The 14,384-nt window shown below is 68.3% G+C and carries 10 protein-coding genes; 6 read left to right on the forward strand and 4 right to left on the reverse strand.

Annotation, left to right across the window (positions count from 1 at the left end):
* Positions 1–27: 27 nt before the first annotated feature.
* The 3 genes from ACI6GS_RS07205 to ACI6GS_RS07215 all read right to left on the reverse strand — a co-directional run bounded on the left by ACI6GS_RS07205 (position 28) and on the right by ACI6GS_RS07215 (position 4,932).
* Positions 28–2,361: a secretin N-terminal domain-containing protein gene (locus tag ACI6GS_RS07205; protein WP_439817107.1), complete on the reverse strand. Its 2,334-nt coding sequence runs from the start codon at positions 2,359–2,361 to the stop codon at positions 28–30.
* Positions 2,362–2,485: 124 nt separating this feature from the next.
* Entirely contained in the window at positions 2,486–3,193 is a 708-nt protein-coding gene (locus tag ACI6GS_RS07210; RefSeq protein WP_439817108.1) for a prepilin-type N-terminal cleavage/methylation domain-containing protein, read from the reverse strand.
* Positions 3,190–4,932, reverse strand: coding sequence for a GspE/PulE family protein (locus ACI6GS_RS07215; protein ID WP_439817109.1), 1,743 nt, complete (start codon positions 4,930–4,932; stop codon positions 3,190–3,192). Before ACI6GS_RS07215 ends, ACI6GS_RS07210 begins: the two co-directional genes overlap by 4 nt.
* 37 nt (positions 4,933–4,969) lie before the next feature.
* Between ACI6GS_RS07215 and ACI6GS_RS07220 the strand changes: the two genes are divergently transcribed.
* The 6 genes from ACI6GS_RS07220 to ACI6GS_RS07245 all read left to right on the forward strand — a co-directional run bounded on the left by ACI6GS_RS07220 (position 4,970) and on the right by ACI6GS_RS07245 (position 13,849).
* Positions 4,970–5,302, forward strand: coding sequence for a DUF2845 domain-containing protein (locus tag ACI6GS_RS07220; protein ID WP_439817110.1), 333 nt, complete (start codon positions 4,970–4,972; stop codon positions 5,300–5,302).
* A 132-nt stretch (positions 5,303–5,434) separates the two neighbouring features.
* Positions 5,435–6,361: an SMP-30/gluconolactonase/LRE family protein gene (locus tag ACI6GS_RS07225; protein WP_439817111.1), complete on the forward strand. Its 927-nt coding sequence runs from the start codon at positions 5,435–5,437 to the stop codon at positions 6,359–6,361.
* A gap of 655 nt (positions 6,362–7,016) precedes the next feature.
* Complete coding sequence (locus ACI6GS_RS07230) at positions 7,017–9,083, forward strand: DUF1302 domain-containing protein (protein ID WP_439817112.1); 2,067 nt, start codon at positions 7,017–7,019, stop codon at positions 9,081–9,083.
* A 61-nt stretch (positions 9,084–9,144) separates the two neighbouring features.
* The gene (locus ACI6GS_RS07235; RefSeq protein ID WP_439817113.1) at positions 9,145–10,551 is read left to right on the forward strand and encodes a DUF1329 domain-containing protein; all 1,407 of its coding nucleotides are present in this window, start codon (positions 9,145–9,147) and stop codon (positions 10,549–10,551) included.
* A gap of 79 nt (positions 10,552–10,630) precedes the next feature.
* Positions 10,631–12,103 carry a WD40/YVTN/BNR-like repeat-containing protein gene (locus tag ACI6GS_RS07240; RefSeq protein WP_439817114.1) on the forward strand — a complete coding sequence of 491 codons (1,473 nt, stop codon included), beginning with the start codon at positions 10,631–10,633 and terminating at the stop codon, positions 12,101–12,103.
* 351 nt (positions 12,104–12,454) lie between these two features.
* Positions 12,455–13,849, forward strand: coding sequence for a DUF1329 domain-containing protein (locus ACI6GS_RS07245; protein ID WP_439817115.1), 1,395 nt, complete (start codon positions 12,455–12,457; stop codon positions 13,847–13,849).
* A gap of 87 nt (positions 13,850–13,936) precedes the next feature.
* Here the strand turns inward: ACI6GS_RS07245 and ACI6GS_RS07250 are convergent, their stop codons facing one another.
* Complete coding sequence (locus ACI6GS_RS07250; RefSeq protein ID WP_439817116.1) at positions 13,937–14,374, reverse strand: hypothetical protein; 438 nt, start codon at positions 14,372–14,374, stop codon at positions 13,937–13,939.
* Positions 14,375–14,384: the final 10 nt, after the last annotated feature.

The following is a 14,384-nucleotide window of genomic DNA, read 5'->3' on the forward strand; positions in this document are numbered from 1 at the left end:
CCCGCCTTGCCGCCGGGATCGCGGGCGTCAGGGCAGGGGAGGGGTGGGCCGCAAGGGCAGGGGTGGGTCGGCTCCATCCGTCGTCGGCGCGGGCCGCGGCGTGGCCGGGGCCGGGACTGGGACTGGGACTGGGACCGGGTCGGCCTGCGGGTTCATGTGGACCTGGAAGTCGTCCAGCCGCGGGCGATCGGAGAAGATCCCTTCGCCATCGAAGCGTAGTCCGCTGGGCGGTTGCGGCATCATCCGCAGGCGGTTGCGGAAATTGGTCGTGATCGCCGCGGCGTCATCGGGCGAATTGATGACATAGGGCGTGATGAAGACCAGCAGTTCGGTCCGCTCCTTGCCCACCGAATCGTTGCGGAAGAAGGCGCCCAGGCCGGGAATGTCCTGCAGCACGGGCACGCCGGTGCGCAGCGACGAGCGGTTCTCCTGGATCAGGCCGCCCAGCAGCACCGTCGCGCCATCGCGCAGCGACAGGCGGGTGGAGACCGAGCGGTTCTGGATCAGCGGGCTTGAGATGTCGGACGTGTCGTTGGCCTGGGCGGCGGAGACTTCCTGGCTGATCTCCAGGTCGACGCGGTCGCGCGAATGGACCACCGGCTTGATCGTCAGGATCACGCCCGTGTTCCGGTATTCGACCTGCTGCAGGATGGTGTTGTCGCTGGCCGTGTTCTGGCTGGACGAGGTGATGATCGGCACTTCCTGGCCGACGGAGATCTTGGCCTCTCCACCCGAACGCGCGACAAGGCGCGGCGTGGACAGGATCGACACCTTGTTGTCGCGGTCGAGCGCGTTCACCGTCGCCCTTACGTCCGACCCGTTGACCAGCTGGAAGGTGAAGCCGGTATTGCCCAGGCCCAGGCCGCCGCGCGTGCCGATGCGCCCGAAATTGCCACCGCCCAGGTTGATGTTGCCGGAAAACTCGACACCCAGGCGGGTCGTGTCGTCCAGCGTCACCTCGGCCACCGTCACCTCGATCAGCGCCTCTCGTGCCGGCTTGTCCAGCGCCTCGATCAGGGGGCGAACGCGGGAATAGGCTTCGGCACTGCCGATGAAGATCAGGACGTTGCGCTCGCTGTCGACGACCACGCGCGGCTGGTCGGGCGTGTCGGGAATGGGGCTGGACAGCCCGGCATCGGACGACACGACGGTCGAGGGATCGCTGCCCGGGACGGGCTGGGGTGCCTGGCTCGCCGGCGAGGGCGTGCTCCCCTGGGCGCCGCCGACCCCGCCAGAGATCACCTTCTCAATGATCGGACCCAGGCTCTCGGCCGTGGTGTTCTGCACCGCATAGGTATAGGCCCCGCGCAGGGGATCGGCGCGCGCCGGCTGGTCCAGTTGGCTGGCCCATTGCCGGGCGTGCATCAGGATGCCCTGGTCGCCGGCGAAGATCAGCACGGCGTTGATCTGCGGCACGGGCAGGATGACCACCGCCGCGTTGGCCGCCGGCGTCGTCGCGGCGTTATAGCCCTCGGCCACGAAGACCTCGGACAGCTTGTCGGCGAAGCTCTGCGCCGACCAGTAGACCGGCTCGATGCGCAGGGACTGCCGCCCGGCCAGGCGCGGCTGGTCCAGCAGGCGCGCGGATTCGACCGCCGCCGCCACGTTTTCCGGGCTGCCCATCACCATGATCGCGTTCGACATGGGCGAGCCGGTCACAGTGATGTTCTGGTTAAAGATCGCCGTCAGCCAGGTGATCATCTCGGTCATGCCGACCTGGTTCAGCGGCACGAACTGGAAGATCGGGCGCAGCGCGCCGGGCGTGTCGGCCGTGGTCCGCCCGCGGATCACCTGCGGCACCTCGGACATGAACTCGCTGTCGGGCAGGGCCTGCAGCACGCCCTGCTGGTAGACCAGGCGGACGCCGTAATTGCGCAGCACCTCCTGCGCCAGGACGAAAAGCTCGTCCGCCGGACGCGGGCCCGCTGTGCGCAGCGTCACCAGGTCCTGGCGCTGGGCCACCGTCGGATCCATCTGCACGTCCAGCTTCAGGATCTCGGTAAAGACCGCATCGATGAAGGCCGGCAGCGGCATCTGCTCGAAGCTGAGCGTCGCCGCGCCTCCTGTCAGGGCCGGGCTGGCACCCCCCGCGACGCGGGTCCGGCTGGCGCCCGAGGGCACGCTGGGTCCGGGCAGGGCGGCCTGGGCGCGCGGCAGGTCGGTAAGGCTGGTGGTGGCGACCGGCGCCGGCTCCTGGCTCTCGGGCTTGGCCGAGAAGGTCGGGATCTGGATCACCAGCTGGTCGCCGTTGCGCTCGCACGCCGCAAGCGCCAGCAGGGCCAGGGCCAGGGCGGCACCCCGCCCCGCCCCGGACAGGCGGTGCCGGACGCGGGCGCGGCCAGGGGTTGCCGACGCGGGCAACGCGGACGGGGTTCGATCGCTCGCCGAATGCACTGGGGTTCCGGCTTCCCACGCTGCTGCCTGTGCCCAGGGATCGCTTCTAGAGGATCGGGCCTCGTGCCGCAATGTCGGGGGACGCCTCATCTCAGTTGGTGATGCTGCCGGGCGGCGGGGCCTCGGCGTCGCCGCCGGGGGCGGCACCCTCGACCGGTGCGGTGCGGCGCGGGGCCGCCAGGATCGTCCAGCGCGCGTCGCCCGCGCCGCCGTCCAGGCGGATCAGGCTGGGCAGGGCAGCCTCCGGCTGCTGCTGCTGCTGGGCGGCGGCCTCGCCCCCGGGCGCGCCCCGGGCCGGCGGCCGGACCGGCGGCGGCGGCCAGATATCGTGCCAGCGTCCCGCCCCGTCGCGGAAGCGGAAGCCGCCGCCGTCGCCGGCCCAGGCGCGGATGCGCTGGACCGTGCCAGTACGCCCGCGATAGGTCAGCACGGTGCGTCCGTCTTCCCGTTGCAGCGTCCAGGCAATGGGGCTGGGGGTGCCGATCTCCCCGTCCAGCGCCGCCAGCGACTGCCCGCGCAGCAGGCGCGCCGAACCGGTGAAGGCGCCGGCATCCGCCGCATCCCGGCCCTCCGCCGACCCGTCGTCCGGGATCGCCGTCGCGACCAGGCCTTGCAGCGTGCCCCGCACCATGGCGGCCGAGAGCGTCGCCTGCCCCGTCCCGTCCATGTAGGTGCCCAGGCGCAGGCGCAGGTCCATCGCCTGGGCAAAGCCCTGCATCAGCATCGTCGTCAGCAGGCCCAGGATGACCAGCACGACCAGCGTTTCCAGCAGGGTGAAGCCGGGCCGCGCGGCCGTCACAGCGGATCCGGCGTGCCAAGGCCCGTCACGCGCAGCACCTCGTCCAGCGATGTCAGGCCGGCGCGCGCCTTCAGCAGGCCATCGGCGCGCAGCGACCGGAAGCCACGCGCCTGGCCGGCGTGGCGCAATTCCGAGGTGGGCGCGCCGCGCGCCACCAGGTCGCGCAGGGCGGTATCGACGGCCAGCACCTCGTACAGGCCGATCCGGCCGCGATGGCCGATGCCCTGGCAGGCCTTGCACCCCACCGCGCGGCGCCAGGCAGGTGGCGGCGCCCCCGGCGGCAGCAGGGATGCCGCCTCTGCCTCGATCGCGGCCGGCACGTCGTCGTCCGGGACCGCGCAGTCCGCGCACAGCAGGCGGACCAGGCGCTGCGCCACCACGCCGCTGACGCTGGCGGAAACCAGGAATGGCTCCACGCCGATGTCGGTCAGGCGGACGAAGGCAGAAAAGACGTCGTTGGTGTGCAGGGTCGAGAACACCAGGTGACCGGTCAGCGACGCCTGGACCGCAATCTCGGCCGTCTCGCGGTCGCGGATCTCGCCGATCATCAGGATGTCGGGGTCCTGGCGCAGGATTGACCGCAGGGCGCGGGCGAAATCATAGCCGATCTCGGCATGGACCTGGACCTGGTTGACCCCCGCGATGTCGTATTCGACCGGGTCCTCGACCGTGATGATCTTGGCCCGGCCGTCATTGATCGCCTCGATCGCGGCATAGAGCGTCGTCGATTTGCCAGAGCCCGTGGGCCCGGTCACCAGCACGATGCCGTGCGGCTGGCGGATCAGCGTCTCGACCGTTGCCAGATGGTCGGGCGCCATGCCCAGCCGATCCAGCCGGTACTGCTGGCGCTCCTTCGGCAGCAGGCGCAGGACCAGCGATTCGCCCCAGGTGCCGGGCAGGGCAGAGGCGCGGATGTCGACCACCTGGCCGCTGATCCGCTGCGACAGGCGACCGTCCTGGGGCAGGCGGCGCTCGGCGATGTCCATGCCGGAGATCAGCTTGATGCGCGAGGCAACGGCGTCATAGCGGCTGCGTGGCAGGCGCACGCGCGTCTGCAGCACGCCATCGATGCGGAAGCGGACCTGGAAATGCTGTTCCGCCGGTTCGAAATGCACGTCCGACGCCCGCTCGGCAAAGGCCTGGGCCAGGGTGCTGGCGACCAGCTCGACCACCGGCGCTTCCTCCGCCAGCTCGATCAGGTGGGACAGTTCGTCCGTGGCTGTGCCGTGGCGCAGGCCCTGGTCGACCAGTTCCAGGGCGCGGTCCAGGTCGGGGCTGGCGATCAGCCACCAGCGCAAGGGATGCTCGGGAAACGCCGCCTCCAGCGATTCCTGCAGGCTGGGCGCCAGGGGGTCGCGGGCGATCACGTTGACGCGCCCGTCCAGCCCGTCGTCCCAGGCCAGCACGTGCTGGTCCAGCCACCATTCGGGCTCGTAGCCCGCACGGCGCAGCGCGGCCAGGAACGGCTCCGCATCCGCCGGCAGGGCCTCGGGCGGCAGCACGTCCAGGCCCAGCTGGCGGGACAGCGCCTCCAGCAGGGCATCCTCGCCAAGCGCGCCCAGGCGGATCAGGATCGTGCCCAGGCGCCCGCCCTGGGCGCGCTGCACGCTCAGCGCACGGCGCAGGTCGTCCTCGCCGATCGCCTGCGCCTGCAGCAGGATGGCGCCGATCGGCAGCGGCGCCCGGGCGGGGGGCGCATCCTCCGGAACGGACGGCACATCAGCAAGGGACACGGCCATGCCAAAGCCTAGCACGCAATGCCGGACTTGGGGGTGGGTGGCCGCAGCACTGGCTGCCGTCTCGGCGGGCCTGGCCGGCGCCCCGCCCCTCCGCGCCGACCCGCCCATCCGCTGCGCCGAGCGGATCGTCGACCTCGGCATGCCCGATTTCGAGGTGCGCCGCCTGTGCGGTCCGCCGGACGGCATCAGCCCGTTCAGCGTCCAGCGCTTCGTGGCGCTCGAACCGGGACGTGGTGGCGGGGTGGCCGCCGGAAGCGCCGTCGTCGTGCAGGGCGAGCGCTGGGACTACGCGGCCCGCAACGGACGCCTCTCCCGCACCCTGCTATTCGAGGCGGGGCGCCTCGTCCGCATCGATGTCGGCGGCTTCTGACGCCACGTCCGGGCAACGGTCATTGCCGCGCCTGCGGCGCTTCTGCCACTCTCGCGGCCGCCGCGGCGCAGGCCGCGCCGACGATCCCGCGGAGCAACCGCGGGACGCTTCACAAGGGACGGAGGGGACAGGATGACCGCATTCCGCGAAATCACATCGGGCCTGGGGTTTCCCGAAGGGCCGATCGCCATGCCCGATGGCAGCGTGATCCTGGTCGAGATCCAGAAGGGCAACCTGACGCGGGTCAAGGCGGACGGCACCAAGGAGGTCATCGCCCATGTCGGTGGCGGCCCCAACGGGGCCGCGCTGGGCCCGGGGAACAAGGTCTATATCTGTAACAATGGCGGCTTCGAATGGCACGATGCCGGCGGCATCCTGATGCCGGGCCACCAGCCGGCCGACTATATCGGCGGCCGCATCCAGACCGTCGACCTCGCCACCGGTGCGGTCGAGACGCTCTATGATTCGTGCGATGGCGTGCCGTTGAAGGGGCCGAACGACCTCGTCTTCGACGGTTATGGCGGCTTCTGGTTCACCGACCACGGCAAGGGCCGCGACCGCGAGGCGGACGTCACCGGCTTCTTCTATGCCAAGGCCGATGGCAGCCAGATCACCGAGATCGTGCCCGCCATGCGCGGGGCCCCCAACGGCATCGGCCTCTCGCCGGATGGCGCCCGCGTCTATGTCGCCGAGACCTGGACCGGCCGCGTCTGGTTCTTCGACATCGAATCGCCAGGCAAGCTGAAGCCCGGCGCCGGCCTGCTGGGCCATCCGGGCCAGCTCCTGGTGGGACTGGGCGGGCTCAACCTGCTCGACAGCCTGGCCGTCGACAGTGCGGGCAATGTCTGCGTGGCGACCCTGCTCAACGGGGGAATCACCGTGATCTCGCCCGATGGGACCTCGGTCGAGCACATCCCGTTCCCCGATCCGCTGACCACGAACATCTGCTTCGGCGGGCCCGACCTGAAGACCGCCTTCATCACCCTCTCGGGCACCGGGCGCCTGGTGGCCATGGACTGGCCGCGCCCCGGCCTCAAGCTCCACCACCTCAACACCTGAGGGGGCGGACGGAGCCGGCCCGCTGCGGCCGGCCGGCTCCGTCCTGCGCGGCGGCTGCGGTTCCGCCAGCGCGACCGGCCTGCGGAGTGTGGCTCCACGGTCGCAAAGGCCGACCTGTCGTTCAAAAAATGTGGAATGCCTTCTAACGGCGTTTGACAAGGCGTCACAGTCTGATCGAAATTGGTCGCACGGCGTTCAGGTCCGCAAAGGGCCGGGCGACCACAAGAACATCCAGTCCAAAGCAGGCTGGAACGGGGTGCGAGGCAGGACCGGAGGGACGACGGGCACGCAAACGGACGATGCCTGTCACCTATCGCTCAGCACTGTGACTTGGCGGCCACTGGCGCCGAACGAACCCGCATGCGCCGCGCAGAACGGCCTGCGGTCTGGGTTCGGCGCAGGGTTTCGCGACGAGGTTTTGGCGCTCAAGGGGGCCGCCGTGACCCAATTGCAATACTTGCAAGGGGATCATGGGCTTCCCAGGGGGCTTGGCTTGACACTGTTCATGTGAACGTGCGGAGTTCAGTCAGGCATGCGGCATGTTCAGTGCTGCAATGCGAAAAGGATCAGTCGGGTTGGCTACCCGACCTCCAGGAGGGGTGAAGTGAAGCAAGACAACGAAAGCAGGGTCGGATTCCGACTCGGGGGGGCGGTGTTGGGCCTGGGCCTGGCCGCTGGGGCTCTGGTCCAGGCACCGCCCGCCCAGGCGATGGAATGGACATTCGGAGATGTCGTGATCAGCACGCAGGCAAATGTCTCGGCTGCACTCCAGGTGCGCACATCGCCCCGCGATGAGCGCTTCGTGTGCGGCTTCAACCGGAACCCTGGGTCGATCCAGGGCAACGGGAACATTTCTGCGGCCTGGGGCATCACCTGCTCCGAGGACAACGGCAACCTGAACTTCGACCAGGGCAGCATCATCTCGAACCCGATCACCGCGACGGGCGAGGTCAGCGCGATCTGGTCGCCGGGCGACAACCAGAAGTTCGGCGTCTACGTCCGTGGCCGTGCGTTCTATGACTGGGTGTTCGACGTCAACAACCTCGACTCCAACGGCAATGGCTGGATCGGCGGCGAAGAAGCGGCGCAGCGCGACCGGCTCCAGACCGGCCGCCTGGACCCGCAGCAGCAGGACCGCGCCCGCTATGGCCTCGAAGCCCAGGACTACTACGCCCTGGCCAGCTTCGACCTGGGTTCGATGCCGACCAACATCCGCGTCGGCAACCAGATCCTGAACTGGGGCGAGGCGCTGGTCACCCAGAACGCCATCTCGATCATCAACCCGCTCGACCTGCAGAAGTTCAGGACGCCGGGCGCCGAGATCCGCGACGGTCTGATCCCGATCAAGATGGTCTGGGCCTCGATCGAGCCGATGCCCGGCCTGTCGTTCGAAGGCTTCTACTCGTGGGACTTCCAGGGCCTGCGGCTTGAGCCGGGCGGCACGTTCTTCGCCGGCGCCGAGCAGCTGACCAACGGGTCCGAAGGGCTGCAGGGCGCCAGCTTCGACGAAACCCGCTGCGGCACCGGTATTCCGGGCCTCGTTCGCGGTGGTGGCGTGATCAACGCCGGCACCTGCGCCGCCTTCCCCTATGTCAGCCAGGCGCCGACCCGTCGCGACCAGAACCGCGGCGACTACGGCTTTGCCATGCGCTACTTCGCGGAAGAGCTGAACAACACTGAGTTCGGCTTCTACTTCGTCGACTACCAGAGCCGCTTCCTGTCCTACGGCTATGCCGCTCCGGGTGCCGACAAGTACCTGCCGATCGGCCCGGCCGCCGGTGCGAACGCCGGGGCGAACGCGATTGCCAACCAGGGCAATTCGACGACCTTCGTCTACTATCCGGAAGACGTCCGGATGTATGGCATCAGCTTCAACACCGCCATCGACGAGATCGGCTGGGCGTTCAACGGTGAGTGGTCGTACAAGGAAAACGCCCACATCATCCAGGACAACACGTCGAACTTCTTCGACCTGCTGAACGCGGTTGGCACCTCGGCCCTGGCCGGCGGCGCGCCGTACCTGCCGACCTGGACCCTGCCTGACCAAAGCAGCGCATCGTTCAACGGCCCGGGTGTCGCGGTCGACTCGCTGGGTCGTCCCGTGGGCTCCGCTGGCGCCGGCCCGATCGCGGGCTATGTGCCGAGCTGCGCGATCGCCGCCTACCAGCCGGGCGCGACGGGGACCGAGTGCGCGGGGTACACGTTCTATAACGACATGTATGTCGACGCGATGAACTTCAACCTCCGCGCCTTCCGCATCTTCCAGCAGTCGAGCTTCATCCCCTCGATGCTGAACGCGGAATCGTGGTCGGTGATCATCGAAGGTGCGGCGATCTATGCCGACATGAGCGAGTCGCAGAAGCTGGTCGCCGGCATTGCGAACAGCGCGGGTCAGGCGGGCACGGCCGGGTACCTGGAGTCGCAGCGCGCGACCAACTGGTCCTTCGGCTACACCCTGATCACCAACCTGGCCTACCCGAGCGCGTTCGGTACCTCGATCAACCTGACGCCGGGCCTGGCCTTCACGCACGCCGTGTCGGGCATCACGCCGATCTCGGGTGGCTTCTTCGAAGGCGTGAAGTCGGTGAACCTGTCGCTGAAGGCTGACTACCTGGTCAACCTGTCCGCGACGCTGAACTTTGCGAAGAGCTGGGGTGCGGGATATCACAATAACTCGGCCGACAAGGACTTCGTCGGCTTGACCGTGTCCTATGCTTTCTAGCATTCTCGGGGTCTGAGCCTGGGGTGGCTCCACGACAAATGGACTAGGGAGGGAAGTAGGTATGAAGAGAGCACTGGCCCTATTGGGCTGCGTCGTGGGAGCTGGACTGACGGCGAGCCTCGCGCTCGCCGGCGTCTCCCAGGAGGAGGCAGACCGCCTGGGCAAGGATCTCACCCCGCTGGGCGCCCAGCGCGCCGGTAACGGTGGTGACATCCCTGACTGGGATGGCGGCATCACGGCACCCCCGCCGGGTTTCGTTCCCGGCGAGCATCACCGGAACCCGTTCCCTGACGACCAGGTCAAGTTTACGATCAACGGTCAGAATGCGGATCAGTATAAGGACAATCTGACCGTCGGTCAGATGACCATGCTGAAGACGTATCCGACCTACCAGATGAAGGTCTATCAGACGCGGCGCACCTGCTCCGCGTCCGAGAAGATCTACGAGTGGACCAAGCGCAATGCCGTCAGCAGCACGCTCATCTCGGGCGGCAACGGCATTGACGGGGCCCTGGTCGGCACGCCGTTCCCGGTCCTGTCGCCGCAGGACCCCGACGCCGGCATCAAGGTCTACTGGAACCATCGTTTCAGCCCGCGCAACTTCAAGTTCCGGCGCTGGCAGGCCTTTGCCTCGGTGACGACGGGTGGTGACTACCAGGTCATCCGTTCCACCGACGAAGGCATCATCCACTATTCCGGCCCCGGCATGGTGGAAGTGGGCGATGCGACCGACATCAACGGCATCAACAACCGCTTCGTGACGTACCTCAACGTCACGACGCAGCCCGCCCGACTGGCCGGCAACATCGTGCTCGTCTATGACACGATTGACCCGGCCAAGGGCGAGCGGCAGGCCTGGATCTACAACCCGGGTACCCGCCGCGTGCTGCGCGCGCCGCAGATTGCCTATGACAATCCGCTGACGAACGGCGACGGCCTCGGCACGTCCGACCAGTTCGACATGATGAACGGCAATCCCGACCGCTACAGCTTCAAGCTGGCCGGCGGCCCGGATGGAAAGCGCGAGATCTACATCGGCTACAACGCCTTTGACTTCGCGTCGAACACCAACACCTATGCCCAGATGCTGACGCCGGGCCATCCCAACCAGGACAAGCTCCGCTACGAGCTGCACCGGCACTGGGTTGTCGAGGCGACGCTGAAGGAAGGCGCCCGTCACGTCTACTCGCGCCGGACGATGTACTCGGACGAGGACAGCTGGCGTCTGACGTGGGTCGACCTGTACGACACGCGTGGCGAGCTGTGGCGCCTGCAGGAGTCGATGATCACCAACTGGTACGACATCCCCTTCTGCTACAACGCATCTGAGTTCTACTACGACGTGCAGTCCGGCCGTTACATCGCCGTCTCCCTCCGCAACGAGGAGAAGTCGATCGACTGGACCGCGGCAGACATCCAGCCCGAGCGTTACACGCCGGACTCGATCCGTCGCCTGGGCGTCCGGTAATCTAGCCGGCCCAACTGGGGCGGCCGGGCGTCACAGCCCGGCCGCCTCTTCGTTTGACGAGTGGACACAGCCAGAAATCATGACCGCCACAATCGTGCGCCATTGCGCTGCCGCGGCCGCCAAGGCCTCCATCGCCACCGGGCTCCTGCTGGCCGTCTCCAGCGTGGCGCTCGCCCAGGCTGAAGGCACCGGCAATGCCGGAGGCCCTCCCGCCGCAGTGACCGCACCCTCCGTGGTCCCTGTCGCCCCCGCGGTTCCCGATCCCGCCGCGGCCGACGCCGCCGTCGAACAGGCGGTCGGCGAGACGCTGGGTACGGCGACGACCCCGGCGGCACCGGCCGACCCCGCCGCAGCCGCCCCCGCCGTGACCGGGGCAGCCCCGGCAACCCCGCCCGCCGCGGCCCCCACGGCCGAGGCACCGATCCCGCCCGCCGCGCCTGCACCGGCCGCCGAGGCCCCCGCCGCTGACCCGGCCCCGGCCGCGGCCACCGCGCCGGTCGAGGCCCCGCCTGCGGACGCCGCGGCCGCACCGCCCGCAACTCCGCCCGAGGCCCAGGCCGAGGCGGCGCCCGCCGATGCCCCTCCCGCCGACGCACCTGCCGGCGATGCGCCCGCGCCCGAACAGGCCGCCGCGCAGCCGCTGACTCCGGTCACCTCGGCCGACGTCCCGGTGAGCAACTCGGTCGAATCCCGCCTGATCGACAAGTCGCTCCTGCTGGATGCGACGTTTGCCGGCACATCCACGCGCCTGGTCGCGGTCGGGGAGTGGGGTCACATCATCTATACCGACGATTTCGGCGCGACCTCCTGGAAGCAGGCCAAGGTGCCGTCGGACACGACGCTGACGGCGGTCACATTCGTCAATGACAAGGTGGGCTATGCCGTCGGCCACGACGCGACGATCCTGAAGACGTCCGATGGCGGGGCGGTATGGGAGCGGATCTACATCAATCCCGACCTGGAAAAGCCGCTGTTCGACGTCCACTTCTTTGACGAGAACTACGGCATTGCCGTTGGCGCCTACAGCCTGTTCATGGTCACCAATGACGGGGGCAAGACCTGGGCCGAAATGGGCGGCTTCCCCGAGGACGAGCTGCACATGAACGCGATCGTCCCTGCCAAGGACGGGTTGGTGTTCCTGGCGGCCGAGTTCGGTACGGTGTTCCGGTCCAAGGACAACGGCCGCTCGTGGCAGCCGATCCAGACCGACTATTCGGGTTCGTTCTGGAATGGCCTGGCCCTCCCGGACGGCTCGGTGCTGCTGTTCGGCATGCGCGGCAACATCTGGCGCACGACCGACCAGGGCGATACCTGGGTCCAGGTGCCCAACGAGCAGTCCGCCTCCATCATGAGCGGGACCGTGCTGAAGGACGGCACCGTGGTCCTGGTCGGGCTTGAGGGGGCGGTCCTGACCAGCAGCGACGGTGGCAAGACGTTCAAGCCGTCGAACCGGCCGGACCGCGTGGGCCTGTCCAAGCTGGTGCAGGGCCCCAATGACAAGCTGCTGGTGTTCGGCGAGCGTGGGGTCGAGCCGCAGGCATTGACCCAGTAGCGTATTGCGCCCCGGGTCGGCCTCCGTGCCGGCCCGGGGTTCATTTTGCCGCCAATGCGGAGCCTGACTCCGTTTGCGGAGCCTAGAAATGCAGCCGCGTTGACCCTGGGCTGCAGAGTCGGCTCCTCGATTTCCCGTGGGCAGTCTTGATCTCTGACTGATTTCCAGTCAGTGTTCACCTCGCTTCGCGTCGCAACGACGACGGCGAACAACCCCCCAGTTTGGGCTGATTGGGCGGCGGGTGACGGCTGATATGCCGTTCCCGTCTGGCGCGCCTGCGTCCTGCGCCTGACCAGCCCATGTGCGGGCCGGCTCGACCATGGGATGTTGCGGCCGATCCACGGAGGAATGATGCCTAGGGTCAAACTCAGTTCATTTGTCTTTGGCGTGGTTGCCGCGGGCCTGGTGGCCGGCGTTGCCGTCGCCGGTGTCACCGAGCAGGAAGCTGCGCGCCTGGGCCAGGACCTGACGCCCCTGGGCGCCGAGAAGGCCGGCAATGGCGGCGCCATCCCCGCCTGGGACGGCGGCATGACCCAGCCGCCGGCGGGCTATGTCCCCGGCGAGCATCATCGCAATCCCTTCGCCAGCGATGCGGTCGAGTTCACGATCACGGGCGAGAACGTCGACCAGTACAAGGCGAACCTGGCCGAGGGCCAGGTCGCGATGCTGAAGACCTTCCCCACCTACCAGCTCAAGGTCTACCAGACCCGCCGCTCCTGCGCCGCGTCCGAGAAGATCTACGAGTTCACGAAGGCCAACGCGACGAGCGCCACGCTGGTCAATGACGGCGCCGGCATCGAGGGCGCGCTGGTCGGCGTGCCGTTCCCCATTCCCTCCGGCCCGCAGGCCGGCCTGGAAGTGGTCTGGAACCACCGCCTGAGCCCGCGCAACTTCAAGTACCGTCGCCAGGGCGCCTTTGCCTCGGTCACCTCCGGTGGCCAGTTCCAGGTGATCCGCCAGAACGACGAAGGCATCATCCACTATAGCGGCCCGGGCGTGCGCGAGGTCGGCGACGTCCAGACCTTTGACCAGCTCAACAACCGCAACGTGACCTTCCTGTCGGTCACCACGGCGCCGGCGCGCCTGGCCGGCAACGTCACCCTGGTCTATGACACGTTCGACCCGGCCAAGGGCGAGCGCCAGGCCTGGATCTACAACCCGGGCAGCCGCCGCGTGCTGCGCGCGCCGCAGATCGCCTATGACAACCCGCTGACCAATGGCGACGGCCTGGCCACCAACGACCAGTTCGACGTCTATAACGGCTCGCCCGACCGCTACACGTTCGAGCTGGTCGGCAAGCGTGAGGTCTACATGGGCTATAACGCCTATGACTTCGCCAGCGACAAGCTGAAGTACGAGCAGATCCTGACGCCGGGCCATCCCTCGACCGAAGCGCTGCGCTATGAGCTGCACCGCGCCTGGGTCGTCGATGCCAAGCTGAAGGAAGGTGCCCGCCACGTCTACCAGCGCCGCACGTTCTATGTGGACGAGGACAGCTGGCGCATGGTCTGGGTCGACCTGTACGACACCCGTGGCCAGCTGTGGCGGATGCAGGAAGCCCCGATCACGAACTGGTACGAGATCCCGTTCTGCTACAACGCGGCCGAGTTCATCTACGACATCCAGTCCAGCCGCTATGTTGCGATCAACCTGCGCAACGAGGAGAACCAGATCGACTGGGTTGCCGCGGACATCCAGCCGGAGCGCTACACGCCCGACTCGATCCGCCGGCTTGGGGTGCGCTGAGCGCGCACTCCATCGGACGACCTGAAGACGGGCGGCGGCCAGGGTGACCTGGCCGCCGCTTTCGTTTCGGGATGGGACGCCGCGGCCTCAGCGCCGCATCATCTGGGCATAGGTGATCAGGACCTTGGCCTTGCCCGGCCCCAGCTGCTTGTCGGTCGCCGTCTGCAGCGTGGCGGTCAGGGCGGCCACATCGATCGGGGCCCGCAGGTTGGTCAGCTCCTGCGCGAAGCGGGTCGCCGCCATCATGTAGGCGTCCTGGAGCTTGGGCGTCAGATGCTGGATGTGTGGCGCTTCCTCCGCCGCCTCCAGCTCAAGGCCCAGTCCGATGGTCAGCAGGCCGCGCGGCCGGCCGTCGCGGATCACGCTGACGCTGAGATAGGGAAAGGCCAGGACCCCGGTCGTCATGTCGAAGGAGCCGCCATCGCCCTTCGCACTGGCCAGCGCCGGCAGGGGCGGCGCCAGCAGGGCGGCAAGGACGAGGGCCAGGGTGAGGTGGCGGGTCGCGCGCGTCCGGAATCGCATCATGCGGCGATCC

This window comes from Zavarzinia sp. CC-PAN008, from assembly GCF_051903925.1.
GTDB lineage: Bacteria > Pseudomonadota > Alphaproteobacteria > Zavarziniales > Zavarziniaceae.

Bases quoted from the DNA above. Each gene is read 5' to 3' on its own strand.
- ACI6GS_RS07215 (WP_439817109.1), bottom strand. From the start codon at position 4,932: ATGGCCGTGTCCCTTGCTGATGTGCCGTCCGTTCCGGAGGATGCGCCC.
- ACI6GS_RS07225 (WP_439817111.1), top strand. From the start codon at position 5,435: ATGACCGCATTCCGCGAAATCACATCGGGCCTGGGGTTTCCCGAAGGG.
- ACI6GS_RS07235 (WP_439817113.1), top strand. From the start codon at position 9,145: ATGAAGAGAGCACTGGCCCTATTGGGCTGCGTCGTGGGAGCTGGACTG.
- ACI6GS_RS07240 (WP_439817114.1), top strand. From the start codon at position 10,631: ATGACCGCCACAATCGTGCGCCATTGCGCTGCCGCGGCCGCCAAGGCC.
- ACI6GS_RS07245 (WP_439817115.1), top strand. From the start codon at position 12,455: ATGCCTAGGGTCAAACTCAGTTCATTTGTCTTTGGCGTGGTTGCCGCG.
- ACI6GS_RS07250 (WP_439817116.1), bottom strand. From the start codon at position 14,374: ATGATGCGATTCCGGACGCGCGCGACCCGCCACCTCACCCTGGCCCTC.